Source organism: Stenotrophomonas sp. NY11291 (assembly GCF_023277365.1).
In the GTDB taxonomy this organism is placed as follows: Bacteria; Pseudomonadota; Gammaproteobacteria; order Xanthomonadales; family Xanthomonadaceae; genus Stenotrophomonas; species Stenotrophomonas geniculata.
In genome coordinates this window covers 4,017,244-4,040,948 of the sequence record NZ_CP096975.1, presented here as the reverse complement: position 1 = coordinate 4,040,948, position 23,705 = coordinate 4,017,244, and the positions used below count along the sequence as shown (strand labels likewise).

General features: G+C 67.4%; 23 protein-coding genes. 17 read left to right on the top strand and 6 right to left on the bottom strand.

Annotation, left to right across the window (positions count from 1 at the left end; translation table 11 throughout):
- Window positions 1–7 precede the first annotated feature (7 nt).
- The 6 genes from M1L61_RS18860 to M1L61_RS18835 all read left to right on the top strand — a co-directional run bounded on the left by M1L61_RS18860 (window position 8) and on the right by M1L61_RS18835 (window position 7,935).
- On the top strand, window positions 8–199 hold the full coding sequence (locus tag M1L61_RS18860) for a hypothetical protein (protein ID WP_248853915.1): 192 nt from the start codon (window positions 8–10) through the stop codon (window positions 197–199).
- Between the two features lie 6 nt (window positions 200–205).
- Window positions 206–2,173, top strand: a complete 1,968-nt coding sequence (locus M1L61_RS18855; protein WP_248853914.1) for a hypothetical protein — start codon at window positions 206–208, stop codon at window positions 2,171–2,173.
- A 187-nt stretch (window positions 2,174–2,360) separates the two neighbouring features.
- Entirely contained in the window at window positions 2,361–2,981 is a 621-nt protein-coding gene (locus M1L61_RS18850) for a hypothetical protein (RefSeq protein WP_248853913.1), read from the top strand.
- Window positions 2,982–3,247: 266 nt separating this feature from the next.
- Window positions 3,248–3,748, top strand: coding sequence for an RNA polymerase sigma factor (locus tag M1L61_RS18845; protein WP_248853912.1), 501 nt, complete (start codon window positions 3,248–3,250; stop codon window positions 3,746–3,748).
- Between the two features lie 104 nt (window positions 3,749–3,852).
- Entirely contained in the window at window positions 3,853–4,788 is a 936-nt protein-coding gene (locus M1L61_RS18840; protein WP_248853911.1) for a FecR domain-containing protein, read from the top strand.
- Window positions 4,789–5,016: 228 nt separating this feature from the next.
- Entirely contained in the window at window positions 5,017–7,935 is a 2,919-nt protein-coding gene (locus tag M1L61_RS18835) for a TonB-dependent receptor (protein WP_248853910.1), read from the top strand.
- A 150-nt stretch (window positions 7,936–8,085) separates the two neighbouring features.
- On the opposite strand, the gene M1L61_RS18830 is transcribed toward M1L61_RS18835, so the two are convergent.
- Window positions 8,086–8,343, bottom strand: a complete 258-nt coding sequence (locus tag M1L61_RS18830; protein ID WP_029550886.1) for a DUF2789 domain-containing protein — start codon at window positions 8,341–8,343, stop codon at window positions 8,086–8,088.
- A 106-nt stretch (window positions 8,344–8,449) separates the two neighbouring features.
- Here M1L61_RS18830 and M1L61_RS18825 point away from each other — a divergent pair, with 106 nt between their 5' ends.
- Genes M1L61_RS18825 through M1L61_RS18805 form a run of 5 tightly spaced genes read left to right on the top strand, consistent with a single transcriptional unit; the run spans window position 8,450 to window position 11,402 of the window.
- On the top strand, window positions 8,450–9,037 hold the full coding sequence (locus M1L61_RS18825; protein WP_053443478.1) for a biliverdin-producing heme oxygenase: 588 nt from the start codon (window positions 8,450–8,452) through the stop codon (window positions 9,035–9,037).
- A gap of 31 nt (window positions 9,038–9,068) precedes the next feature.
- Window positions 9,069–9,536, top strand: a complete 468-nt coding sequence (locus tag M1L61_RS18820) for a YbaN family protein (protein ID WP_043400233.1) — start codon at window positions 9,069–9,071, stop codon at window positions 9,534–9,536.
- Window positions 9,523–10,251 carry a tonB-system energizer ExbB gene (exbB, locus tag M1L61_RS18815; protein ID WP_049437203.1) on the top strand — a complete coding sequence of 243 codons (729 nt, stop codon included), beginning with the start codon at window positions 9,523–9,525 and terminating at the stop codon, window positions 10,249–10,251. Before M1L61_RS18820 ends, exbB begins: the two co-directional genes overlap by 14 nt.
- A 9-nt stretch (window positions 10,252–10,260) precedes the next feature.
- Window positions 10,261–10,686, top strand: a complete 426-nt coding sequence (exbD, locus tag M1L61_RS18810; protein WP_043400240.1) for a TonB system transport protein ExbD — start codon at window positions 10,261–10,263, stop codon at window positions 10,684–10,686.
- The gene (locus tag M1L61_RS18805; RefSeq protein ID WP_049453647.1) at window positions 10,683–11,402 is read left to right on the top strand and encodes an energy transducer TonB; all 720 of its coding nucleotides are present in this window, start codon (window positions 10,683–10,685) and stop codon (window positions 11,400–11,402) included. The genes exbD and M1L61_RS18805 overlap by 4 nt, the downstream gene beginning before the upstream one ends.
- An 86-nt stretch (window positions 11,403–11,488) precedes the next feature.
- Here the strand turns inward: M1L61_RS18805 and M1L61_RS18800 are convergent, their stop codons facing one another.
- On the bottom strand, window positions 11,489–13,516 hold the full coding sequence (locus M1L61_RS18800; RefSeq protein WP_248853909.1) for a sodium-translocating pyrophosphatase: 2,028 nt from the start codon (window positions 13,514–13,516) through the stop codon (window positions 11,489–11,491).
- Window positions 13,517–13,848: 332 nt separating this feature from the next.
- On the opposite strand from M1L61_RS18800, the gene M1L61_RS18795 reads away from it, so the two are divergent.
- Entirely contained in the window at window positions 13,849–14,352 is a 504-nt protein-coding gene (locus M1L61_RS18795) for a hypothetical protein (protein ID WP_010484000.1), read from the top strand.
- Between the two features lie 69 nt (window positions 14,353–14,421).
- Here M1L61_RS18795 and M1L61_RS18790 read toward each other — a convergent pair whose 3' ends face one another.
- From M1L61_RS18790 to M1L61_RS18780, 3 genes are all read right to left on the bottom strand, one after another.
- The gene (locus tag M1L61_RS18790; protein ID WP_029550884.1) at window positions 14,422–14,811 is read right to left on the bottom strand and encodes a DUF488 family protein; all 390 of its coding nucleotides are present in this window, start codon (window positions 14,809–14,811) and stop codon (window positions 14,422–14,424) included.
- Window positions 14,812–14,932: 121 nt separating this feature from the next.
- Window positions 14,933–15,727, bottom strand: coding sequence for a hypothetical protein (locus M1L61_RS18785; protein WP_010484002.1), 795 nt, complete (start codon window positions 15,725–15,727; stop codon window positions 14,933–14,935).
- Window positions 15,728–15,932: 205 nt separating this feature from the next.
- A complete protein-coding gene (locus M1L61_RS18780; protein WP_049412081.1) occupies window positions 15,933–17,189 on the bottom strand; it encodes a 6-phosphofructokinase in 1,257 nt (418 codons plus the stop codon).
- Window positions 17,190–17,325: 136 nt separating this feature from the next.
- On the opposite strand from M1L61_RS18780, the gene M1L61_RS18775 reads away from it, so the two are divergent.
- The 3 genes from M1L61_RS18775 to M1L61_RS18765 all read left to right on the top strand — a co-directional run bounded on the left by M1L61_RS18775 (window position 17,326) and on the right by M1L61_RS18765 (window position 20,157).
- Window positions 17,326–17,889 carry an adenylate kinase gene (locus M1L61_RS18775; RefSeq protein WP_010484004.1) on the top strand — a complete coding sequence of 188 codons (564 nt, stop codon included), beginning with the start codon at window positions 17,326–17,328 and terminating at the stop codon, window positions 17,887–17,889.
- 328 nt (window positions 17,890–18,217) lie between these two features.
- Window positions 18,218–19,582: a UDP-N-acetylmuramate:L-alanyl-gamma-D-glutamyl-meso-diaminopimelate ligase gene (gene mpl, locus M1L61_RS18770; RefSeq protein ID WP_248853908.1), complete on the top strand. Its 1,365-nt coding sequence runs from the start codon at window positions 18,218–18,220 to the stop codon at window positions 19,580–19,582.
- Complete coding sequence (locus tag M1L61_RS18765; protein ID WP_010484006.1) at window positions 19,579–20,157, top strand: LON peptidase substrate-binding domain-containing protein; 579 nt, start codon at window positions 19,579–19,581, stop codon at window positions 20,155–20,157. Before mpl ends, M1L61_RS18765 begins: the two co-directional genes overlap by 4 nt.
- A 177-nt stretch (window positions 20,158–20,334) precedes the next feature.
- On the opposite strand, the gene M1L61_RS18760 is transcribed toward M1L61_RS18765, so the two are convergent.
- Complete coding sequence (locus M1L61_RS18760; protein WP_248853907.1) at window positions 20,335–22,332, bottom strand: bifunctional DedA family/phosphatase PAP2 family protein; 1,998 nt, start codon at window positions 22,330–22,332, stop codon at window positions 20,335–20,337.
- An 85-nt stretch (window positions 22,333–22,417) separates the two neighbouring features.
- Between M1L61_RS18760 and M1L61_RS18755 the strand changes: the two genes are divergently transcribed.
- Both M1L61_RS18755 and M1L61_RS18750 read left to right on the top strand, forming a co-directional pair.
- Window positions 22,418–23,080, top strand: coding sequence for a serine/threonine-protein kinase (locus M1L61_RS18755; protein ID WP_248853906.1), 663 nt, complete (start codon window positions 22,418–22,420; stop codon window positions 23,078–23,080).
- Window positions 23,077–23,583 (top strand): DUF2867 domain-containing protein, encoded by a 507-nt coding sequence (locus M1L61_RS18750; RefSeq protein WP_171954700.1) that lies wholly within the window; start codon window positions 23,077–23,079, stop codon window positions 23,581–23,583. Before M1L61_RS18755 ends, M1L61_RS18750 begins: the two co-directional genes overlap by 4 nt.
- Window positions 23,584–23,705: the final 122 nt, after the last annotated feature.

Sequence of the window (23,705 nt, the reverse complement as noted above, 5' to 3'; positions counted from 1 at the left end):
AACACCCATGCGCTTTGATGCTCGCCTGTACCTTCGCACCGAGTCTGCTGACCAGCCCGGCGTGACGTTGCAGTTCCGTCCGGTCAGTCAGCCGAACATGCCGCAGATCAATCTCACGGTCGATACGGCCGACGCCGCCGCGCTCAAGGTCGGTGCGGTCTACCGCTTTGAGGCAACTGAAATCCCCCAGGAAGGTTGACCCGTCGTGCGCACCTTTGGCCGTTGGGCGGCGTCTCCGCTCGGTGCTGGGCTGCTGGTAGAGGATGGCGGCCTGACCGTGTCCTCGCCTGGCGCGGTTGTTATTGCCCGCATCGCCAGGAGCACCTTTCCGCTTGCCGGTCCTGCCGGCGCTGAGTTCATGCTGTGGGGTGACGATCCTCTCACTGCGATCATCGGCCTGTGCAATGCGGCAGCGCCTTTATCATCTGAGCTGGGCGCATCCAATGGGGTGGGCTGGAAATTGCACACTGGCCAAGTGGTTCGCAACGGTGCTGTGATTGCCAGTGGCCTGCCAATCCCCATCAAGGGAGAGGCACTGGGTGTGCGCGTGCTGCCTGGCACGCCCGCACAGGTCCAGTTCTATCGTGACGGCCAGCAGGTGGCCAGCGTCGATGCCTCGGCGGGTGGCCCGTATTACTTCGCCGTGTCCATCGCCGCTACCAAAGCGCGCGGCCTACGCTGTGTCGTGAACGCTGGGCAGTGGCAGGGGCTCAGTCCGGCCGCACTGGCGGGATGGGCCCAGGCTGCCGTTCCGCCCCCCACAATTCGGGTCGCAAGTGAGGACTACATGAGCGCTGCCAGCGACTCGCCAGCGAACACCGCGTTCGCCGGAGTCATCGCCACCGAGGGCCTGAGCACGATCAGCGCAGTTTCGTTCTGGATGTGGGGCAATGAGTCGCGTGCTGGCAGCGCCCAGGTCCGCGTGCAGGACGCGGCAGGGATGCTGGATGCCGCTGCGCTGTCCGCTATTCGTGACGTGGCAGTTACGGTGCGCCAGGTCGAGCAAGGACAGTCGATGGCCAGTGCGGTGCCCGTCGCCCGCTATGTGCTGGATCGAATCGAGGTCGAGGATGACAGTTACAAGCGCCTGACGTTCAAGGACGCACACAGTGACCTGGATGAGCCGCTGAGCAGGGCCGTATTTCTCCCGACCCACGGCGAGAGCATTGCCTGGCAGCCGCAGCCCGTGGTGATCGGGCTGGTGCGAAGCGTGCCGACCACGGCGGTAAACAGTGATGGTTCGCTGCAATGGATCTGCGATTCGCGCCTGCAATCAGTGATGAGTGTCCGCGACCGCGCAGTGGAACTGGTTGCCGGCACCGCGTACAGCCTGGCTGCTGGTGGACAGCAGCTCTCCCTGCAGTCGCCGCCTCTCGGGCCGCTGACGGCTGACGTTTCGACCATCGGAGCGGACCGGCCGGCAACGCTTCAACAGGCACTTTCAGACGTGTTCGGCCGCATTGGGAAAGCTGCATGGCAGAGCGCCGACGCGCTGGCCATCGACCAGGCTACGGGCTATGCCGGGGTGGGCTACTTTGCGGACGGCAGCAGCACGCCGCGTGAGGCCTTGGCTGCGATCCTGGGCAGCTACTGCGCCGACTGGTGGCAGGATGGGGATGGCGTGCTGCGTCTGGCGCGATTGATCGACCCCGAGAGCGTTGCCGATGCGAGCCTGGCATTCGAGCTCGACCTGGTCGAGCTCGCCGCTCCGCTTGTTGTGATGCCGGATCTGGCCCCCGGCCTTACCCGGCGCATGGGCTATCGGCCCAACGCGGTAATCCTGGCCGACGGCGATATGGCCACGGGCCTGGACCAGGTGCCGCCCAGCATCCGCAAGGAACTGTCCGCCGGCCACCGTGGTCAGGTCTATGCCACCGGGGATCTGCCTGCTTGCTACCAGCACGCGGAGGCGGCGCCAGCGGTGGAGTCTTGTTTCGATAGCCGCGCTGACGCTCAGGCGGAGATTGACCGCGTCGTGAAGCTCTACGCAGTGCCCCGCAACTTCTATGCCGGCCGGATGACCGCGCGGCCTGACCTGCAGCTGCGACCGGGCCAGGTCGGGCGCATCCGCTACCCGCGCTATGGCCTCGCAGCCGGTCGAAAGGTGATCGTCACGGCGGTGACCAGCAACCCCATCACTGGCGAACAGACCCTGAAATTCTGGGGCGCATAAGGACTGCCACATGCTTATCGGATTCTCCCCTGCGGGTGTTACCGCTGCCGCTGACGGTGCTACTGCCGCGAACATTGCCGCACTGGTCGATGGGCGGCCCACAAGCATTGCCCGCCTCAGCGGTAGTGCATCAGCCGTCCGTCTGCGGTTGACCTGGCCTGCAGCCGCTGGCGTCCGTGTCGTTGGCATGCTCGGCTTGTCCTGCCCGGTCGGCACCACCCTCAAGCTCACGGGACGCAAGGCTGGTGACGCTACGTATGGCCAAGCCCTCGGCGGGGCCTCGCTCACTCAACGGGTGGTCGAGCTGGTGGACGGAAGCCGGGCGGCCTGGTGGGTGCTTCCAGCGGGCACCGTGGCCCTGGTGGGTATCCAGGTCGAAATTGGAGTGGCGGGCCTAGACGTGGGCGAGCTGTTCGCCCACCAGGCGGTAGACCTACCCATTGAGCCCGGCTCAGAGACTGAGCGCATCGATCCAAGCATTGTGGAGCGCACCCTGGGCGCAGGCGTCAATGTGGTGGTTCGGCGCACCTACCGGCGCCTCCGCTTTACCCCTCAGACCGACCGTCTACAGGTCGCCCGCCAGGGCGGCCTGGGGGGCGGGATGGACTGGGAGCGGCTGGCTATGGCGGCTGCAGGTGGCGCGCGGATGTCGCTGGTGCCGCGCTGGGGAAGGGATGGCGCCCTGGACACGGAGGAGCTCCATCGGACGGCACTGTATGGCACGGTGGTGGCCGGGTCCGCTGGGCACGCTGGCGGCAACCAGTTCCGCAGCGGCGGATGGGTCGCCGATGAGCTCCCCCCGATTTGAGCCCCGGTTGAGGCCTGGTTCTAACCCCGTTTGAGGGGCTATCGAACGGTCAGGGAAAGGGGCTCACAGGGCTAATTTGGCCCTTGCCGGCCGGGGACTGGGGATTCTGCAAACCCCGTGTCCCAATTTCGCAGAGGGACTGTCCGCTTACATCGGAGAGCGTCTATGACGGGCTGACCGGCTGCATCCACTGATGCGAACGTGACTGATTCTCATTAACGGAGTAGCATGCGCGGCGCCTTCCGTCTGTCGTCCCGGTTCCGCGCATGTCCTCCAATGCCGCCTCCCTTACCGAACTGCTGATCCGTGAGCGGCCGGCACTGCTGCGCCGGGTGCAGCGCATCCTCGGCGGAGACAACGGTGCCGAGGACGTGATCCAGGCCGTATGGTTCAAGGCCCGTGGGGTCGACGACAGCCAGGCCATCGACAACCCGCGGGCCTATCTGTACCGTCTGGCCGCCAACCTGGCCACCGACCACGGCCGCGAATCGACCCGGCGCAACCGCCTGCTGGCCGACCACTACCTGTGGGGGCCGGACGAGGTCATCTCGACCGAGGAACAGGCCATGGCACAGGACGAACTGCAGCGGGTGCTCGATGCGGCGGGGCACCTGCCGGAGCCGACCCGCACCATCTTCCGGCTCAACCGCCTGCGGGGCCTGACCCAGGCCGAGATCGCCCGCCGTCTCGGGGTGTCGGTGACGACCGTCGAAAACCATGTGCGCACCGCCCTGCAGCGCCTGGCCTGGGCACGCAGCGGCCGATGATGGCCCCGGCTTGGGGCTGGCCCTCGCTGAAACGTCTTGATCACTGGACCGTGGATGCGGTCTAGTTCCTCCGCCCGCGCTTGAATGCGCCTGTCCGCCAGCCGATGAGCCCGCCGAACACGCTGCCCGCCGCCAATGACGATGCCCTGGCCGAACAGGCCCGGGGCTGGATCGCGTGGCTGGCCTCGGGTGACATCGGCGAAGGGCGCATGCACGAGTTCGAGCGCTGGCTGGCACAACCGGGGCACCGACGCGCCTTCGAACACGAGCGCGCGCTGTGGCGCAGTGTCGGGCCACGCCCGCAGGTCCGGCCCGCCGAACGCCCGCGGCCGCATCGAATGCGCTGGGCAATGGCCGCTGCAGCCGCGCTGGCGATGCTGGTGGCATGGCCGGAGGCCTGGTTGCGGCTGCAGGCCGACCATCGCAGCACGCACGTCGTGCAGAACGTGCAATTGCCCGATGGCAGCCGCGCAGTGCTGGATGCGGACAGTGCGATTGCCGTGCGCTTCAATGCACATGCACGCGAGATCGAGCTGCTGCGTGGGCGTGCCTGGTTCGAGGTCAGCCCGGATGCGCAGCGACGTTTCAGCGTGCGTGCGGGCAACGGCGTGATCGAGGACATCTCGACCGCGTTCACCGTCGCGCGCGGCGATGACCTGGTTGAAACCCAGGTCGGGCAGGGCAGGGTGCGCGTGGCCAGCCCGGCCGACGGTGGCTGGACCTATCTGCAGGTGGGCCAGCGTGCGGTCTATGGCGAGCACAGCGGCGTGACGCGTCTGCGGGATGTGGCTGCCGACAGCGTCGGCGCGTGGCGGCAGGGCGAGCTGCTGCTGGAGCAGGCCAGCGTCGCCGACGCCGTGCAATGGGTGGGGCGTTACCGCGCCGGCCCGACCTTCGTGCGCGGCGATCTGTCGCGACTACCCGCAGTGAGTGCCGCATTGCGCATCGATCGCCCGGAGCAGGCGCTGGATGCACTGGCCGCAACAGCAGGTCTGCAGGTCACCCGCCTGCCGCTCGGCGTCGCCATCGTTCACCAGTAGATCCACGCCATGCGTGGATGAAGGTCCCAGTGTGCCGACCAACGGTCGGCACCCACCACGATCACCGGCCGGTCGGCACCTGCCGCGACCGCAAATCGCTCTTGGGGTTGCCGCGCGCCCAACCGTCTTACCCCGCGAACGTACCCGCCGCCGCCACGTACGTCGCCGTGTCCGCCCGTGTTGCGGATGACGCCGCGCCTGCGGCACCGATTACCTGACAGGTTCCCCATGTTCTACTCCCACCGCCCGGGCCGCGCGCTGCGCCCGTCCCGCCTGTGCATCGCCCTGCTGGCCGCCGGCCTGGCCAGCGCCGCACCGTCCGTGCTGGCACAGGACGCCACCGGCAACCACGCTGCCGTGCAGCGCTTCGACATTCCAGCGCAGCCGCTGGATGAAGCGCTGCGCAGCTATATGCGCCAGTCCGGCGTGCAGGTCGTGTATCCGGCCACCCTGGCCCAGGGCGTAACCTCGCGTGCGGTCAAGGGCAGCCTGCCGGCCAACGAGGCGCTGCAGCAGCTGTTGCAGGGCAGTGGCCTGGCGGTGCGCCGGGTCAGCGCAGATGCAGTCACTCTGGAAGCGGCGACGCCGGTGCAGGCCGACAGCGGTGTGATCGTCACCGACACGCTCAGCGTGGCCGGCGACCGCGTCGACAGTGGCGCGACCAGCGATGAGGCGCGCCTGCTCGACAGCTATCGCAGCGTCGGTTCCACCACCACGCTCAACCGCACGCACCTGGAACGCTTCCGCGGCACCTCCAATGGCGACATCATCAAGGGCGTGGCCGGCGTCACCGCTGGCGATCCGCGCGTGGGCAACGGCTTCGACGTCAACATCCGCGGCATCCAGGGCCAGGGCCGCGTGCCGGTGATCATCGATGGCGGCCAGTCCAGCATGGATACCTACCGCGGCTATGCCGGCCAGTCACAGCGCACCTACCTCGACCCGGACCTGATCTCCAGCCTGACCATCACCAAGGGCCCGAGCCTGCAGGCCAACGCCTCCGGTGGCATCGGTGGCGTGGTCGAGATGGAGACGCTGAAGATCGGTGACGTGCTGCGCGAAGGCCGTGACTTCGGCGTACGCGTGCGTGGCGGCCTGGCCAACGCCAGCGCCAACAACCTGCCGTCCTACAGCGCCGCGCCGCGTTCCGATCGCAGCGCCACCGGCAGCCAGTTCTTCAACGTGGCCGCAGCCGGTCACTGGGACCGCTTCGATCTGGTCGCCGCCTATGCTTACCGCGACAACGGCAACTATTTCTCCGGCAAGCACGGTTACGACGACTTCCCGCAGACCCGGCGTACGCTGGCGCCGCTGAACCCGCCGCGTACCGAGGTCTTCAATACCTCGGCGCGCTCGAAGTCGGCGCTGCTCAAGGGCACCTGGCGCATCGACGATGCGCAGACGCTGGAAGCGGGCTACCGCCGCTACGAAGGCACCGCCGGCGAGATCATGGCCTCGCAGATCATCCGCGTCGACCGCGATCGCATTCCGCAGTGGGACCCGGGCCATGTCGACATGGACAGCTACACCCTGCGCTACCGCTTCAATCCGGACAGCGATCTGGTCGACCTGCGTGTCAACGCCACATACACCGATACCGACAGCGTGATGTACAACAGCCTGACCGGCATCACCCCGTGGTACTTCGACCGCCGCACCGAGTGGTATGACGCGCCCAGCTTCAGCGGCGACCCCGGCTACAAGGATGCCTACCGCAATCCGCTGCGACAGAAGCGCTTCGGCCTGGATGCCAGCAACACCTCGAAGTTCGACACTCGTGCTGGTGCGTTCACCTTCGACTACGGCCTGTCCTACAGCGACGAAGACATCGCGCCGGGCAGTTCGGGGCCGGTCATGCACGACGATCTGGTCAACAACCGCTTCCTGCGCAACGCCGAGCGCAAGGAATACAGTGCCGTGGCCTCGCTGAAGTGGCAGCCCGATGAGCATTGGGAACTGCTGGCCGGCGGACGCTGGAACCGCGTGGATGTGCATGACCGCAACCGCCTGGCCACGCCCGACGCCTATGAGGTACAGGGCCAGTACCGTTACACCGAACTGCTCAATGGCAACCCGGCGCTGCCGTCGTGGCGGGCCAAGCGCATCGCGCTGCTGAACTGGTACCCGGACGCCAACGGCAACTTCACCCAGGAATCACTGCTGGCCTCACCGTACAAGAAGGGCACGGTGGGCGACATCGGTGGCTGGAACTTCTACGACGCCGGCAAGCCGCAGGACCTGGAAGTGCCGGTCAGCTGGACGTGGTCGCAGCCGATCCGCCGTCGTGACACCGCGTTCTCGCCGACGGCCAGCGTGGCCTATCGCTTCAGCGAAGACACCATGGTCTACGTGAAGTACGCCGAAGGCACCAAGCTGCCGAGCCTGTTCGAGACCACGCTGGGCCTGTTCACCGCCGCCAAGCCGGTGGGCGAGCTGAAGCCGGAGCGTGCGCGCAGCTGGGAAATCGGTGCCAGCACCCTCCGCTACGACCTGTTCACCGCCGGCGACCGCCTGGCGCTGAAGCTGGCGTACTTCGATACCCGCATCGACGACCTGATCACCCGTGACTACCGCACGCTGTCGGCGGGCCTGATCCGCAACGTCGACCAGTTCAAGGTCTCGGGCATGGAGTTCCAGTCCAGCTATGACAGCGGCAAGGTGTTTGCCGATCTTTCCGCGCACTACTACTTCAACGCCAAGACCTGCGCGCCGGACATCGCCGCAGAGCGCCGCGCCTATGGTGCACAGCGCAAGAACGATGAACTGGCCAACACGCCCAACTGCGTGGACGGCGGCTTCGAGGGTTCGTACACCAATACACAGAATCCGCCGCGCTACATGGTCAACCTGACCCTGGGCTCGCGCCTGTTCGACGAGCGCCTGACCTTCGGCACCCGCGTGGTCCACAACGCCGGCCCGATCAGCAAGCTGGACAAGGACTGGAACGTGGGCCTGTCGGCGATCCAGCAGCTGTACCGGCCAACCACGCTGGTGGACCTGTTTGCCAGCTGGAGCTTCAACGACCAGCTGTCGGTGGAAGCAGGCGTGGACAACCTGACCGACCGCTATTACCTGGACCCGCTGGCGCTGGGCGTGATGCCGGCACCGGGCCGCACCGCGCGGCTGGCGTTGACCTGGAAGTACTGACCGATCGTGGATGGGCGGTGGGGTTGGATCCCTTTCCTGAGGAAAGGGCTCTGACCCCATCGGGCTCCGACCGCCCTCGGTGGGTGCGGACCTTGGTTCGCACCGCTTCCGCCGTGTGATCGCCAGCGCCGGGCCATGCCCGGCGTCTGTTTACAGCCCGGTCGAAGCCTTCACCGCATCTTCGTGCAGCGACTCGTTCAGCTCATCCACCACCGTGCTCCATGCCGCATCGGCCTGCAGCGATTCGGACAGGAACTGGCGCTGGGCATCGTTCCAGTAGGGGGCCTCGACCACTTCAACGTCGGTGGCCAGCTGGTGCTCGCGGATGAAACGGGCGATGGCCTCGGCGCTGGCGTCCAGGCCCAGCTGCAGGAACAGGTTGGTCATGCGCGGTTCGGTGGTGATCATCATCGGTTCCTGCTGGAAGAAGGGATGGTCCATTATCGGCGCACACGGCCTTGGGGAAAGCCCCGCGGCGAACGTCTACAGCACGACGACCCCCTTGGCATCCCCCATGAACGCACACATCGCTCCCGAAGACAGCCGCAGCCTGCGGCTCAAGGCCGCCACCCGCGACAGCCACGGTGCCCTGGACAAGCGCATCATGGCCGGCGACATCTTCGCCGACCGCAGTAATTTCGCCCGTTTCCTGCGCGTGCAGTATCGGTTCCACCGCAGCATCGATGCGCTGTATGCCAACCCTGCGCTGGACGCACTGCTGCCCGATCTCGGTGAGCGCCGCCGCCTGACCCAGGTCGCGCGCGACCTGCAGGACCTGGAGCAGACCCTGCCAGGCGCGGACATCGACGCGCTGCCCTCGGACCTGGCGCTGCCGGCCGCCCTTGGCTGGCTGTACGTAGCCGAAGGCTCCAACCTCGGCGGCACCATTCTCTACAAGATGGCCGCCAAGCTCGGGCTGGACCGTGACTTCGGCGCCCGCCACCTGGCCGCGCACCCGGATGGTGCGGCACGCCACTGGCGTGAGTTCACCGCCGCGCTGGACGCGGTGCCGCTGAGTGCCGAGCAGGAGCAGCAGGTGATCGACGCAGCCGATGCCGCGTTCCGCAGCGTGCACGGCCACGTCGAAGTGGAATTCGCCTGATGCACGGCGCGCGCCCGCAGGCGCAACGCTGATGCGCTGGCTCTGGTTCGCGCTGGGCTGGTTGATGGTCGGCCTCGGGGTAATCGGCGCGTTGCTGCCGGTGATGCCGACCACCATCTTCCTGATCCTGGCCGTGGGTTGCTTCGCACGCAGCTCGCCGAAGTTCGAGCAGCGCCTGCTGGCGCATCCGCGCTACGGCCCGTCACTGCGGCTGTGGCGTGAGCAGGGGGCGGTGTCGCGCAAGGGCAAGGCGTTCGCCAGTGCCGGCATGGCGGTGGGCTTTGCCCTGTTCTGTTGGGGCGCGCACCCGTCGTGGCGCCTGCTGCTGGGCGTGGGCCTGTTCTTCGCCGTCAGCGCCGGCTACGTGCTCAGTCGACCCGCACCGCGGCTGGAGCCCAATCCGGTCGTGGAAGTGGACGACGCCAATGATCCGCGCGCGGCCCGTCGTCGCGCAGCGACCTCTGATGCTGATGGAAACCGAGACGATGCTGCCTGCTGACCTGGCCCCTGTGGCCGCCCCTGCACTGACCCCGTGGGGCATGTACCTGGCCGCCGACGTGGTGGTGAAAGCCGTGATGATCGCGCTGGCATTGGCGTCGCTGGCCACCTGGACCGTGCTGCTGGCAAAGGGCTGGGAGCTGGCTCGCCAGGCCCGGCAGCTGCGGGCGGCGCGCGCGCTGTTGCTGCAGGCGCCGAGCCTGCCCGGCGAGAGCGCTGACGCCAATGTGCAGCAGGGCATCGCAGGGGCGATGCTGGATGCGGCCCGTACCGAACTGCGCCTGTCGCAGGATCTGGAAGGGCGCGACGGCATCAAGGAACGCATCGCCTCGCGCCTGGACCGTATCGAGCTGGAGACCGCGCGCGTGCAGCGGCGCGGCATCGGTGTGCTCGCCAGCATCGGCGCGGTGGCGCCCTTTGTCGGCCTGTTCGGCACGGTGTGGGGCATCATGAACAGTTTCATCGGCATCGCGCACAGCAACACCACCCACCTGGCGGTAGTTGCGCCCGGCATCGCCGAGGCGCTGCTGGCGACGGCACTCGGCCTGGTCGCGGCGATTCCCGCAGTGCTGGTCTACAACCACTTCAGCCGTGTGCTGGCCGGCCTGCGAGGGCTGCTTGGTGATCTGTCGGCCGCCGTTCAGCAGCTGGTCTCGCGCGATCTTGATCGTGCTGTGCCGCGTAGCGCAGCGACGCCGCTGCGCGCGGTGCACTGAGGCCCGGCGATGGCGATCAGGACCGCGTCCGACCGCGACGACACGCCGGAAGAAGCGCACGAGATCAATGTCACGCCCTTCATCGACGTGATGCTGGTGCTGTTGATCATCTTCATGGTGGCCGCACCGCTGGCCACCGTATCAGTGCCGGTGCAGCTGCCGGCCAGCAGCGCCAGGGCCACGCCGCCGGACCAGGCACCGGTGTATGTGACCGTGCAGGCCGATCTGTCGCTGCGTGTTGGCGAACAGTCCGTGGCGCGTGACGGGCTGGCCGCTGCATTGCAGGCGGCCACCCACGGCGACACCGCGCAGCGCATCTACCTGCGCGCCGATACCCACGTGCCCTACGGCGAACTGATGGCGACGCTGGATGCATTGCGTGCGGCCGGTTACCTGAAGGTGGCGCTGGTTGGCCTGGAGCAGGGCGCACGATGAGTGGACTGCGGCGCTGGGCGACCAGCCTGGCGATCGTGCTGCTGGTGCATGCGCTGCTGATCGTTGCGGCCTGCTGGTGGGCGACGCGTGCACCGGTGCTGGCTGCGACGGCGCCGCCCGCCGCGCTGATGCTGGAACTTGCGCCGATGGCACAGGCACCGCCGGTGCCGCCGCGCGAGGTGGCAACCGGGCCCCTGCAGCAGCAACAGCAGCGACAGGCGCCGAAGCCGGCCCTGCGCGAGCAACCCAAGGCACCGGTGCAGCCACAGGGTGACCTGCCGCCGCCGCGCACACCTGAGCCGACGCCCTCGCCGGACACCGCCGAGACCAACGTCACGCAGACCAGCGCGCCGCCGCAGGTGGCGGCCGCCGCGGCCGCACGCTACACCGCACCGCAGACCACGGCCGGCGAACGCAGTCGCGCCGAGGCAACCTGGGAAGGGCGCCTGCTCGGGCATCTGCAGAAGCATCGGCGCTATCCGCGCCAGGCCGAGCGGCTGCGTCAGCAGGGTGTGGTCTACGTGCGCTTCGCAGTAGCCCGCGATGGCGCGGTCTCAGGTTTGAAACTGGGCCGCAGCAGTGGCTTCGCGCTGCTCGACCAGGAGACGCTGGACACCGTGCAGCGGGCCAGCCCGGTACCGGCGCCGCCAGCCGAAGTGGCCGGCGACCCGGTGGAAGTGATGGTGCCGGTGTCCTTCTTCCTGCGCGGCCGGTGACGTTGTAGAGCTGAGCCGCTGCCTGGCTGTTCTCCGATCCCGCGAAGCCGTTGAGCCGAGCATGGGCTCGGCTCTACAGAAGGCCTTTACAGCAACGGCACCAGCAGCAACGCCACGATGTTGATGATCTTGATCAGCGGATTGATCGCCGGGCCGGCGGTGTCCTTGTACGGGTCACCGACGGTATCACCGGTCACCGCTGCCTTGTGCGCTTCGCTCCCCTTGCCACCGAAGTGGCCATCCTCGATGTACTTCTTGGCGTTGTCCCAGGCGCCGCCGCCGGTGGTCATCGAGATGGCCACGAACAGGCCGGTCACGATCGTACCGATCAACAGGCCGCCCAGTGCGCGCGGCCCCAGCAGCAGGCCGACCACCACCGGTACCGCCACCGGCAACAGCGACGGCACGATCATTTCGCGGATCGCCGAACGGGTCAGCATGTCCACCGCTTTGTCGTACTGCGGCTTGCCGGTGCCATGCATGATTCCGGGGATCTCGCGGAACTGGCGCCGCACTTCCTCTACCACCGCGCCAGCCGCACGACCGACCGCTTCCATCGCCATCGCACCGAACAGGTAGGGGATCAGGCCACCGATCAGCAGGCCGATGATCACCGTGTGGTCGCTGAGATCGAAGCGGAACTCCTGGCCGGGATGCGCGGCCTGCAGGTTGTGCGTGTAGTCGGCGAACAGCACCAGTGCGGCCAGCGCCGCCGAGCCGATCGCATAGCCCTTGGTCACCGCCTTGGTGGTGTTGCCCACCGCATCCAGTGGATCGGTGATGTCGCGGATCTCCGAGGGCAGCTCGGCCATCTCGGCGATGCCGCCAGCGTTGTCGGTGATCGGTCCATAGGCATCGAGGGCGACGATCATGCCGGCCATCGACAGCATCGCGGTGGCGGCGATGGCGATGCCGTACAGGCCGCCCAGCGCGAACGCGCCCCAGATCGCCGCACACACCGCCACGACCGGCAGTGCAGTGGACTTCATCGAGATGCCGAGGCCGGCGATGATGTTGGTGCCGTGGCCGGTGGTCGACGCCTGCGCCACGTGCTGCACCGGCTTGTACTGGGTGCCGGTGTAGTACTCGGTGATCCACACGATCAGACCGGTCAGGACCAGGCCGATCAGCGCGCATCCATACAGCGCGATGGGACCATGCACATTGTCGGCCATCAGCCCGGTGGTGATCGGGTAGAACGCGATCGCGGCCAGCACGCCGGAGACGATCACGCCCTTGTACAGCGCGCCCATGATCGAGCCGCCAGGCTTCACCTTGACGAACAGCGCACCGATGATCGAGGCGATGATCGACACACCGCCCAGCACCAGCGGATACAGCACGGCATTGGCGCCTGCCTCGGCCAGCATCAGGCTGCCCAGCAGCATGGTGGCGATCACGGTGACCGCATAGGTCTCGAACAGATCGGCGGCCATGCCGGCACAGTCGCCGACGTTGTCACCGACGTTGTCGGCGATCACCGCCGGGTTGCGCGGGTCATCCTCGGGAATGCCGGCTTCCACCTTGCCGACCAGATCGGCGCCGACGTCGGCGCCCTTGGTGAAGATGCCACCGCCCAGACGCGCGAAGATCGAGATCAGCGACGAACCGAACGCCAGACCGACCAGCGCGTGCAGCGCCTGTTCCATCGGCAGGCCCATCCGCAGCAGCAGTGCGTAATAGCCGGCCACACCCAGCAGGCCCAGGCCGACCACCAGCATGCCGGTGATCGCACCGCCGCGGAAGGCGACGTCCATCGCCGCACTGATGCCATGGCGTGCGGCCTCGGCGGTGCGCACGTTGGCGCGTACCGACACGTTCATGCCGATGTAGCCGGCCGCGCCGGACAGCACCGCGCCGACCGCGAAGCCGATCGCGGTGTACCAGCTGAGGAACACACCGACCAGCACGAACAGCACCACGCCGGCCACGCCGATGGTCAGGTACTGGCGGTTGAGGTAGGCACGCGCGCCTTCCTGGATCGCGGTGGCGATCGCGATCATGCGTTCATTGCCGGTGGGTTGGCGCAGGATCCAGCGCGCCGAGACGATTCCGAACAGGATCGCGAGAATGGCGCAGCCCAGCGCCAATGAAAGCCCGTGACGTTCCAGCATTAGACCCCTCCGCAGAATGGATGTAGGCATCCAGTGGCGATGAACGGCACCACGAGGGGGACGACGGGCTGCAGCCTGGAACCAACCCGTACCGACCTAGGTGGTCGTCCGACGTATGGCGGTGTTCAGCATTCCCTGGTACCCGCAGTATGCGTTCGGCGCACTGTAGAGTCGAGCCGTGCTCGACTGGCTTCCAGAGGCCATGCTCGACGGGCTGCTGCGAGCTGCGGCGCATGCCGCCAGTCCATGGGCGTGATTCGAGAACCGCAGGCCTTTGCACCCCGTTAAGCCAGCCTCTGCAAGCCTGCGCACAGTCCCGTAGGAGATTCCCCATGCGCCTGTCCCTGTTGATGCTTGCCGCCCTGGTCCCGGCCGTACCGGCACTCGCCGCGGAAACCCCGGAGCTGCAGCGCGCCGTGGGCGCTCCCCAGGCAGTGGGCGCAGTGCACACCCTGCGGCAGATCCCCGAGGCCTGCGCGCGCCTGGAAGGTGCCTTCACCGGCCAGGCGGCCGAGCCGTACCGCTTTGCGCCGGTGCGGACCAGCGAGCAGTGCCAGCCACGCGCGCGCTTCGTCGACTACGCCAAGGCACAGCCAAGTGCCGACAAGGGCTGGAAGCTCAATGATGTGATCCGCGTGCCCAGCGCAGCATGCCCGGCACAGCAGGCGGTGGTGCGCGTGTGGCGACTGCCGTCGAGCAACAAGGTCGAGCTGGACGGTCAGGGCCAGTCGCGCATCTATCTGGAAGAAGCCAAGAAGCAGGCCGCGGCCGGCCAGATTCCGCAGGTGACCATGTTCGCCGCGCAGCTGCAGATGGAAGGCAAGGCCTGCAATTGAAGTTGCGTGGGCGGTGCACCCACGCAGTCATCCCCCGGTAGTGCCGGCCGCTGGCCGGCATCTGGGTGATCACTCCGCCAGCATTGCTCCCCGCGCTACCAGCAACTCGCGCAATGCCTTGCGATGGCAATGCGCTTCATCCTCGCAGTAGCACCCTACGCTGATGTCGCTGTGCCGTGACATCGCGGCCAGCAGGTCCAGCGCGTGGGCCGCATCCGGCGCCCTCATCTCGGCCTTGTAGTGGCGGAAGAACGCAGTCCAGTCGGCGGCCGACTTCGCCTCATGCGCCTGCTTCACCAGCTCGGCGCTGGGTGACAGGGTCGGGAACCAGACGTCATACCAGTCCTGCCGGGCGAACTCGCTGCGCGGCACGCCACGCGGCGGGCGCCGCACGGTACCGATACGCAGCCCCTCGCTGGGGTGGCGCGGCATACCCAGTCGAACAACACGCAATGCCATGATGATCTCCAGGCGGCGCATCCATCATCCAGCGATGCACGTGCGCCAGGCGTGAACCGCTGTGGAAACGAAAAGGCCCGGGCGCCTGCGCACCCGGGCCTTTTCCAATGCCGGCAGCGGATCAGTTGCCGCGGCAGTCCTTCAGCCACAGCACACGACCAATCTGGTCGTAGCTGTCGACCACGCCGGTCAGCGTCACTTTCTCGCGCGGTCGCAGGGCCAGCGCATACGCGGCCTGGTTGGCTGCGAACGAGCAGGAAATAGCCACGCGCTCAAAGTCGATGCTGCCATCGCTGGGCAGGTCGAAGCTGGTGTTGTAGGTGCCGCCACTGCGCAGCACGGTGGTGATGCGACCGGTGATGGCGTAGGTCTTGCCCTTGTAGCGCGGCTCGACCGCGGCCGGGTTGTCCTTGTTCTGGTTGCGCAGCTGGAAGCCGAAGCGGTCGGCGGCAATCGTTACCACCGACGCCTGCGGAGTGGCCTTGGCTGCCTGTTCGCCAGCCTTGCCCGGCTTGACCTGGTTGAGCAGCTTGCACATTTCTTCGCGCACGCCGTCGGCCGAGGCAATGGCGCCCTTGTTGACCTTCACCACCATGCCGACCGTGCCCTGGCCGCCTTCGGAAGTGGCGCTGATGATCATCGGGATCGGCTTGTGGGCCATGGATTCCGGCTCTTCGATCAGCATCGAGCCGCCTTCCACGTCCTCGCTGAGGACATCCATGTTGGCGTTCTTGGCGATCACCCGCATCTGGCCGATGGCACTCGCCACGGTCAGGTCCGGATGGGTGACCGATGAAGTGAAGGTCGTGCCGACGAAGGGATTGCCCTTCTTCTGGAAGTTGCTTTCGCAGGTCGCAGCGAAGGCGGGTGCGGCGGCACCGCACAGCAGCGCGGCGATCAGGATCGGGTGCTTCATGGTTACAGTCCTTGTGAAATGGCAGCACAGGCCCGGGCCTTGAAGGCCGGGCAGCGTCGAATCTGGCTTGCGGCGGCCCCTTTGCCCCGGGCCGGAGCCCGATTGTGGGGTGCTTCGGCGGCCGCCGCAATGTGCCCTGCGCTCCGCACAGGGCTCAGCACAGAGGGGCGTATACGACTTAATCCCCTCCGTCCCCTTTTTCGGCTCAGCCTTCGAAGGCCGGCAGTTTCTGCTTCACCGCCACGTTCTTGAGGGTGACGTACCTGGGCAGTCCATCGGTGCCATACGGCAGCGGGGCTTCGCCCTTGATCAGCGGTGACAGGTAGGCGCGCGCCTTGGCGGTGATACCGAAGCCGTCGCGGCGGATGAAGCCGGCGGGCATCTTCTTTTCATGGTTGGCGATCTTCGACAGCGGCGCCGCTTCGATCTTCCAGCGGTACGGTGCGTCGCTGCTGCGCACGATCACCGGCATCACCCCGTTCTGGCCCTTCAGCGCCAGCTGCACCGCGGCCTTGCCGACCGCCTGCGCCTGCTCCCAGTCGGTCCTGCTGGCCAGGTGGCGGGCCGAGCGCTGCAGGTAATCGGGCAGCGCCCAATGGACCTTCAGGCCCAGCTGGTCCTTGACCCGGCCAGCCAGGTGCGCGGCCACGCCGCCCAGCTGCGAGTGCCCGAACGAGTCCTTGCCGCCACCGGCATCGGCGACGAAGCGGCCATCGGCGGTGGCGATGCCTTCCGACGCCACCACCACGCAGTAGCCGACGCGGTCGACCACGGCCTTGACCTTGGCCAGGAACGCCGCCTCGTCATAGGCGCGTTCGGGCAGCAGGATGATGTGCGGCGCTTCGTCATCGCCGTTGCCGGCAAGGCCGGCGGCCGCAGCCAGCCAGCCCGCGTGGCGGCCCATGGCCTCGTAGATGAAAACGCGGGTGGAGGTCTCGGCCATCGCCGCCACGTCCAGCGCCGCTTCGCGCACCGAGACGGCGGTGTACTTGGCCGCCGAGCCGAAGCCGGGGCAGGTGTCGGTCACTGCCAGGTCGTTGTCGATGGTCTTGGGCACGCCGATGCAGGTCAGGTCGTAGCCGGAGGCCTTGGCCAGCTGCGAGACTTTCAGCGCGGTATCGGCCGAGTCGTTGCCGCCGTTGTAGAGGAACCAGCGCACGTCGTGCGCGCGCAGCACCTCCAGCAGGCGGTCGTAGCGGGCGCGGTCGGCGTCCAGCGATTTCAGCTTCACCCGGCACGAGCCGAAGGCGCCACCCGGGGTATGGGCCAGGGCGCGGATCGCGGCGGCGCTCTCCTTGCTGGTGTCGATCAGCTCCTCGCGCAGCGCGCCGAGGATGCCGTTGCGGGCGGCAAGGACCTTGATGCCCTTGGCCCGGGCCTGCTCGATCACCGCTGCCGCCGTGGCATTGATGACCGCGGTGACACCGCCGGACTGGGCGTAGAGGAGAGTACCGTTGCGCATGCTTCTACCTGCTCGGGGGAGGGGACATTGCAGGGACATTACCCGGATGCGGTAAAGTGGCGCTATTGCGGTGCAGCGATACCGGTCCGTCCGGGACGCGAACCTTCTTTGTTTTCAACACGTTGGAGTCAGGTCAATGCGATTGGTTCTGTTGGGACCGCCCGGTTCGGGCAAGGGGACACAGGCGACGCGCCTGAAGGAAAAGCTGGGGATCGCCCACATTTCGACCGGTGACATGCTGCGCGCGGAAATCGCCGCCGGCACGGAGCTGGGCAAGCAGGCCAAGACGGTGATGGATGCCGGCAACCTGGTGTCGGACGACATCCTGCTGGGCATGCTGGAGTCGCGCCTGACCCAGGCCGATGTCGCCAAGGGCTTCATCCTCGATGGTTACCCGCGCAATGTGGCCCAGGCCAATGCGATGGACGGCCTGCTGGCCAAGATCGGCCAGCCGCTGGATGCCGTGGTGCAGCTGGACGTGGCCACCGAGCTGCTGGTCGACCGCATCGCCGGTCGCGCCAAGGAGCAGGGCCGCGCCGATGACACGCCGGAAGCGGTGCGCCAGCGCCTGCAGGTCTACAACGACCAGACTGCCCCGGTGGTGGACTTCTACGCCGGCCGTGGCACCCTGGCCCGCGTCGATGGCGTCGGCGAGCTGGACGAGATCGAAGCCCGCATCCTGGCGGCGATCAAGGGTTGATCCTGCAGGGCCGGTGCACTGCCGGCCCTTCGGGCGCAAAAAACACAGGCCTGGTCCGCGAGGACCAGGCCTGTGTCGTTTGATAGGCGCCAGCAGAGGGCTTGCTCAGGGCCCCGCAGCATGAGCTCCCTTGGGGATGGCCTCTTGGGGAGTAGGACCGGTTCGGGTACTGCGGCTGGCAGTTCGAATTGTGTCCGGGTTCACAGAACATCGCTATCGGGATTTCCCTGACAGAAGATTGGAGTTTTCTCACATCCTGTGTAGGACTTGTCTTACCCCGGATCGGACATTGGCCCTATACAGCCGTCATCGGTCACAATCCTCGGTCATGAGCAGCGTACATATCCTTGCAATCGCAGGCACCTTCATGGGCGGCGTGGCCGCCCTGGCGCGGAAACTGGGCCATACGGTCAGTGGCAGCGACCAGGCCATCTATCCGCCGATGTCGACCCAGCTCGAGCAGCTGGGTATCACCCTGGACCAGGGCTACCGCGCCGACAGCGTGCCACCGGGCACCGACGAGGTGGTGATCGGCAACGCACTCTCGCGCGGCAATGCCGCCGTTGAGGCCGTGCTCGACGCCGGCCAGCGCTACATTTCCGGTGCCCAGTGGCTGTCCGAACAGGTGCTGCCGGGCCGCGACACGCTGGCCGTGGCCGGTACCCATGGCAAGACCACCACCACCACCATCCTCACCTGGCTGCTGGAAAGCGCCCGTCGTTCTCCCGGTTTCCTGATCGGCGGCGTCGCCGAGGATTTCGGCGTCTCCGCCCGCCTGGGCCAGGGCCGCGAGTTCGTGGTCGAGGCCGACGAGTACGACACCGCCTTCTTCGACAAGCGCAGCAAGTTCGTGCACTACCGGCCGCTGGTGGCCATCCTCAACAACCTTGAATACGACCACGCCGACATCTTCCCGGACGTGGCCGCGATCCAGCGCCAGTTCCACCACCTGGTGCGCACGGTGCCGGCGCGTGGCCGACTGATCGTCAATGGCGAGGATCAGCATCTGGCCGAAGTGCTGGCGATGGGCTGCTGGACCCCGGTCGAGCGCTTCGGCTTCGATCCATCGCTGGAGTGGCATGCGGAACTGCTCGCTGCCGATGGCAGCGCGTTCCGCGTGCACCACCGCGGGCAGGCACTGGGTGATGTGCAGTGGTCGTTGCTGGGCCGCCACAACGTGCTCAACGGCCTGGCGGCGCTGGCAGCCGCACATGCGGTGGGTGTTGCGCCGGCCGAGGTGATCCCGGCGCTGGCGCGCTTCCGCAGCGTCAAGCGCCGCATGGAAGTGATCGGCAGCCACGAGGGCATCACCGTCTACGACGATTTCGCCCACCACCCGACCGCAATCGCCACCACGCTGGAAGGGCTGCGCGCCAAGGTGGGCGATGCGCGCATCGTGGTCGCGATGGAGCCGCGCAGCAATTCGATGCGGCTGGGCGCACACGCGCAGGCGCTGGCCCCCTCGCTGGCGCTGGCCGATGAAGTGGTGTTCCTGCATCGCCCGGAACTGGCCTGGGATGCTGCTGCGGTGATCGCCGCAGTGCGTGGCGAAGCACACGCGGTGCCCGATACCGACGCGCTGCTGGCGCAATTGCAGGCCAGCGCGCGCAGGGGTGACCACGTGGTGTTCATGTCCAACGGTGGCTTCGACGGCGCACCGCGCCGCTTCCTTGCCGCGCTGCAGGCCCGATGAGCGTCGACGGTTCGCTGCCGCTGTTTCCGCTGCACACCACGCTGGTGCCGGGTGCGGCGGTGGGCCTGCGCGTGTTCGAACGGCGCTACCTGGATCTGGTACGCGACAGCGGCCGCAGTGGTGAGGGCTTTGGTGTCTGCCTGATCCTCGACGGCCAGGAAGTGGGAGCCCCGGCAACGCCGGCCGCGTATGGCGTGCAGGTGCGCATCGAAGACTTCGATGTCGGCGCCGACGGCGTGCTGCAGTTGCGTCTGCGCGGCACCCGCCGTTTCCATGTCGAGCGCACCCGTGTGCGTGACAACGGGCTGGTGGTAGCCGATGTGCGCTGGTGCGATGAAGACCCCGACGACGAACTGCGGCCGCAGCATGCGCTGCTGGCCACGGTGCTGGGGCACATCATCGAACAGGCCGGCGAGGCCTATGCGCCGGCCAACCCGGCGCTGCTGGACCAGGCCAGCTGGGTCGGCTGGCGGCTGGCCGAGCTGCTGCCGCTGAGTGAGCAGCAGCGGTTGCAGCTGCTGCAGATGGACGACCCGCACCAGCGGTTGCAGCAGTTGCTGGGCTGGATGCCGTAGCAGCCTGCCCCGGGTGGGTGTGCACCTTGGTGCACACGCTGGGGTATGCGGGGAATGCCATCCACGCATGGCGTGGATCTGCTGTAGAGCCGAGCCCATGCTCGGCTTGATGGATCCCGCGAAGGGCAGCCGAGCATGGGCTCGGCTCTACAGTGGGTGGCCGCGCACCGGTACCGGTCAGGGCGTGGTGGTCTTCAACCGCAGCACCGGCAACCCGGTTTCGCTGTGCACATCCTCGCGCTGCGGCAGGTCCTGCACGGCGTCCTTCACGGCATTCAATGCCGGGTCGACACCACGCAACGGGTGCCACATGCCGATCCATTCGAAGTGGCGCTCGTAGCGCAGGGTCTGCGCGCTGCCCAGCCACAGCGGCGTGCTGCCCGGCTGCAGCTGCGCGGGCGCCGGCCACAGGCGCAGCACATAGCGCTCATCCGGCTGCGCGCCCTGGCGCACCATCAGCAGTGCTTCCACGCGGGTGTCCAGCGTGGCCGGCAGCACCGGTAGTTCGTCGGCGCCGGTGTTCTTGTCCAGCATCAGCAGCGCCTGTTGCCAGCCCGCCTGTTCCTGCCGCTTCCAGCCGCGTGCTTCCAGCTGCGCCTGCAGCGGTGCCAGCGGCCCGGCCACCTGCACGTCCAGCGGCCAGCGCTGGTCGTCGTCGAACTCATTGCGGCGCGCCGGCAGCGTCACCCAGTCGTGCTGCCACCAGGCCTGCATGTCCATCGCCTGTGGTGCCGGCAGGGTCGGTTCGAAGCGTTCCAGCTTCACCGGGATGTTGCGCGGCGCATAGCACATGGCCGCCACGGCGAAGACGCCGTAGAACAGCCACGCCACCGGCTTCACCCAGAACGAGCGGTTGAAGCGGCGGCGGTAGGCGATGCCCAGCACCAGCAGCCAGAACGTGCCGAACAGCATGCCGCCGACCACATCGCTCAGCCAATGCGCGCCCAGGTACAGGCGCGAGAAGCCGATCAGGCTGACCACGATGCCCGACACCAGGTACGGCCAGACGCGGGTGCGGCCGGGCATCTCGCGTGCGATCAGCACCGCGAAGAAGCCGAAGGTGATGGTGGCCATGGTCACCGACACCGAGGGGAAACCGAAGCCACTGCTGGCGTCGACCGGGCGCACCACATCCACGGTGGCACCCAGCAGCATGGTCAGCGCCAGGCCGAAGGCGAGGGCAGCCAGCCAATGTGCGGCCGCCATCCAGCGCCGGCGCCAGATCAGGTAGCCCATCGCTGCAGCGGTGGCCGGCAGCAGTACCTGCCAGGCGCCCAGCGACGCCAGCGCGGCCATCGGGTAATCGGCCAGCGGGTTGCGCAGCGCCAGCATGGCCTGGTGCACCAGCAGGTCGATCGCCAGCGGCTCGCCGTGCGCGACCACCACGGTCAGCAACGCGAACCAGCCCCAGCCCAGTACCAGCAGCATCAACGCCAGCATCGCCAGCGGCACCGATTCACGGCGCTTGGGATCAAGCACGCCGACGGTGTAGCGGCCCAGCGTCGGGTGGCGGTTGGACCAGTCCAGCAGGCGTGCCAGCCAGTTGTCCATGCGCGCGGCCGACCAGCGGTAGCCGTACAGCACGATGGCCCAGACCAGGCCAAGGATTACCGCCAGCAGGCCGACCACCACCACCAGCCGCCCGGCCACGGCAGCCACCGCGTCATACGCTTCGCCGAGGATCCAGCCCGGGGCCAGGAACAGTACCGCCCAGGAAATGCTGGCGATGCCGCTGGCCTGCACGTAGCGGCTGGCGGGCATCTTCATCATGCCGGCGATGGCCGGTACGAACGGCCGGATCGCGCCGACGTAGCGCGCCACCAGGATGCTCTTGAACGCATTGCGGCGGAACAGGTTCTCGCCGCGGTCGAGCAGCTGCGGGTAGCGGCTGAACGGCCAGATGCCACGCAGCCGGTCGCCCCAGCGGCGGCCGATCCAGTAGCTGATGCCATCACCGGCGAACGCACCCAGCGCCGCCGCCGCCACCGCGTACGGCCCGGAGATCTGGCCCAGGCCGATGAACACACCCACCGCGAACAGCAGCGGCAGCGCCGGCACGATGGCGCCGAGAATGATCACCGCATCGCAGAAGGCGATCAGAAAAATGACCGCACCCGCCAACACGGGATGAGCGGCAATCCACGCGAGGGTGGCGTCGATCCATGAAGAGTCCATTGCCCGATTATAGGGGCGTGAAGGTGACTGGTTCCCAGCCGCTTCGTGACCGTTTGCAACCAGTGCCATCGCCTAGAATGGGCTCATGCCACATACGCCCGACGCTCAACCGCATGCTTTGAAGGCCGACAGCTTCGGCCGGATCCTCCTTGTGAAAGGGCCTGATGGCCCCTTCGTGCGCCGTGATCTGGGCGCCACGCCGCTGTGGTTGCGGCTGCCTGCGTGGTGGCTGGCCCGCGGTGAAGCCCGCGCGCTGCAGCACATTCACGGCATGGCCGACGTACCGCAGCTGCTGGCCTGGAATGGCCATCACCTGGATCGCAGCTTCATGGCCGGCGACGCCATGTACCAGCGTCCGCCGCGCGGCGACCTGGCCTGGTTCCGCGCCGCGGGCCGGCTGCTGCAGCAGCTGCATCGCAAAGGCGTGGCCCACAACGATCTGGCCAAGGAAGCCAACTGGCTGGTCACTGAAGATGGACGGCCGGCGCTGATCGACTTCCAGCTGGCGGTGATCGGCAACCCTCGCTCGCGCTGGATGCGCCTGCTGGCCCGCGAGGACCTGCGCCACCTGCTCAAGCACAAGCGCATGTACTGCCGTGAATTGCTTACGCCGGTGGAGAAGCGGTTGCTCAAGCGCACCTCGTGGGTGCGCGAACTGTGGTTTGCTACCGGCAAGCCGGTCTACCGCTTCGTCACCCGCCGCATCCTGCATTGGGAAGACAACGAAGGGCAGGGGCCCAAGCCGTGAAGGCTTCGCGGATAGTGACCGGCCCGCCGAGCGCGGGCAATGTGTTGCGTGCGCAGTTGCCTGGTGCCGACTTCGTGCACGCCTGTCAGGCCACCACCCGGCGCGACGGGCGTACCGCACTGCAGGCCTACCGCGACATGGCGGCGACCATTCCCGGCTGGTTCGATGGGCTGATGGCGCTGCGCAACCACGGCATGCGCCTGCTCGGCATGAAGCATCTGGGCTCGTTGCGGGCGGTGCAGGTTGTCGAAGATCCTCAACCCGGCCAGCGGCTGGGCATCTTCACCCTGCAGTCGATGGATGACGATGCCATCGTGCTGGAGGACAACGACCGCCACTTGCGTGTGCAGCTGGCCCTGCAGTGGCAGGGCGACGTGCTGGAAGTGGCGACCGTGGTGCATACGCACAACGCGTTCGGGCGTGTATACATGCTGCCGGTTGCGCCGTTGCATCGGCTGATCGTGCCGCATCTGCTGGAGAAGCAGGTGCAGGCGTACCGGTAGATCCACGCCATGCGTGGATGCGGTTTGTGATCCGCGGGCTGCTCAACGGCTAAACGGCTCATTGCCCAGTGCCGCATGAATGTGGATTCCATCGGCAGCAGAAGGCTCGCGACATCCAAACC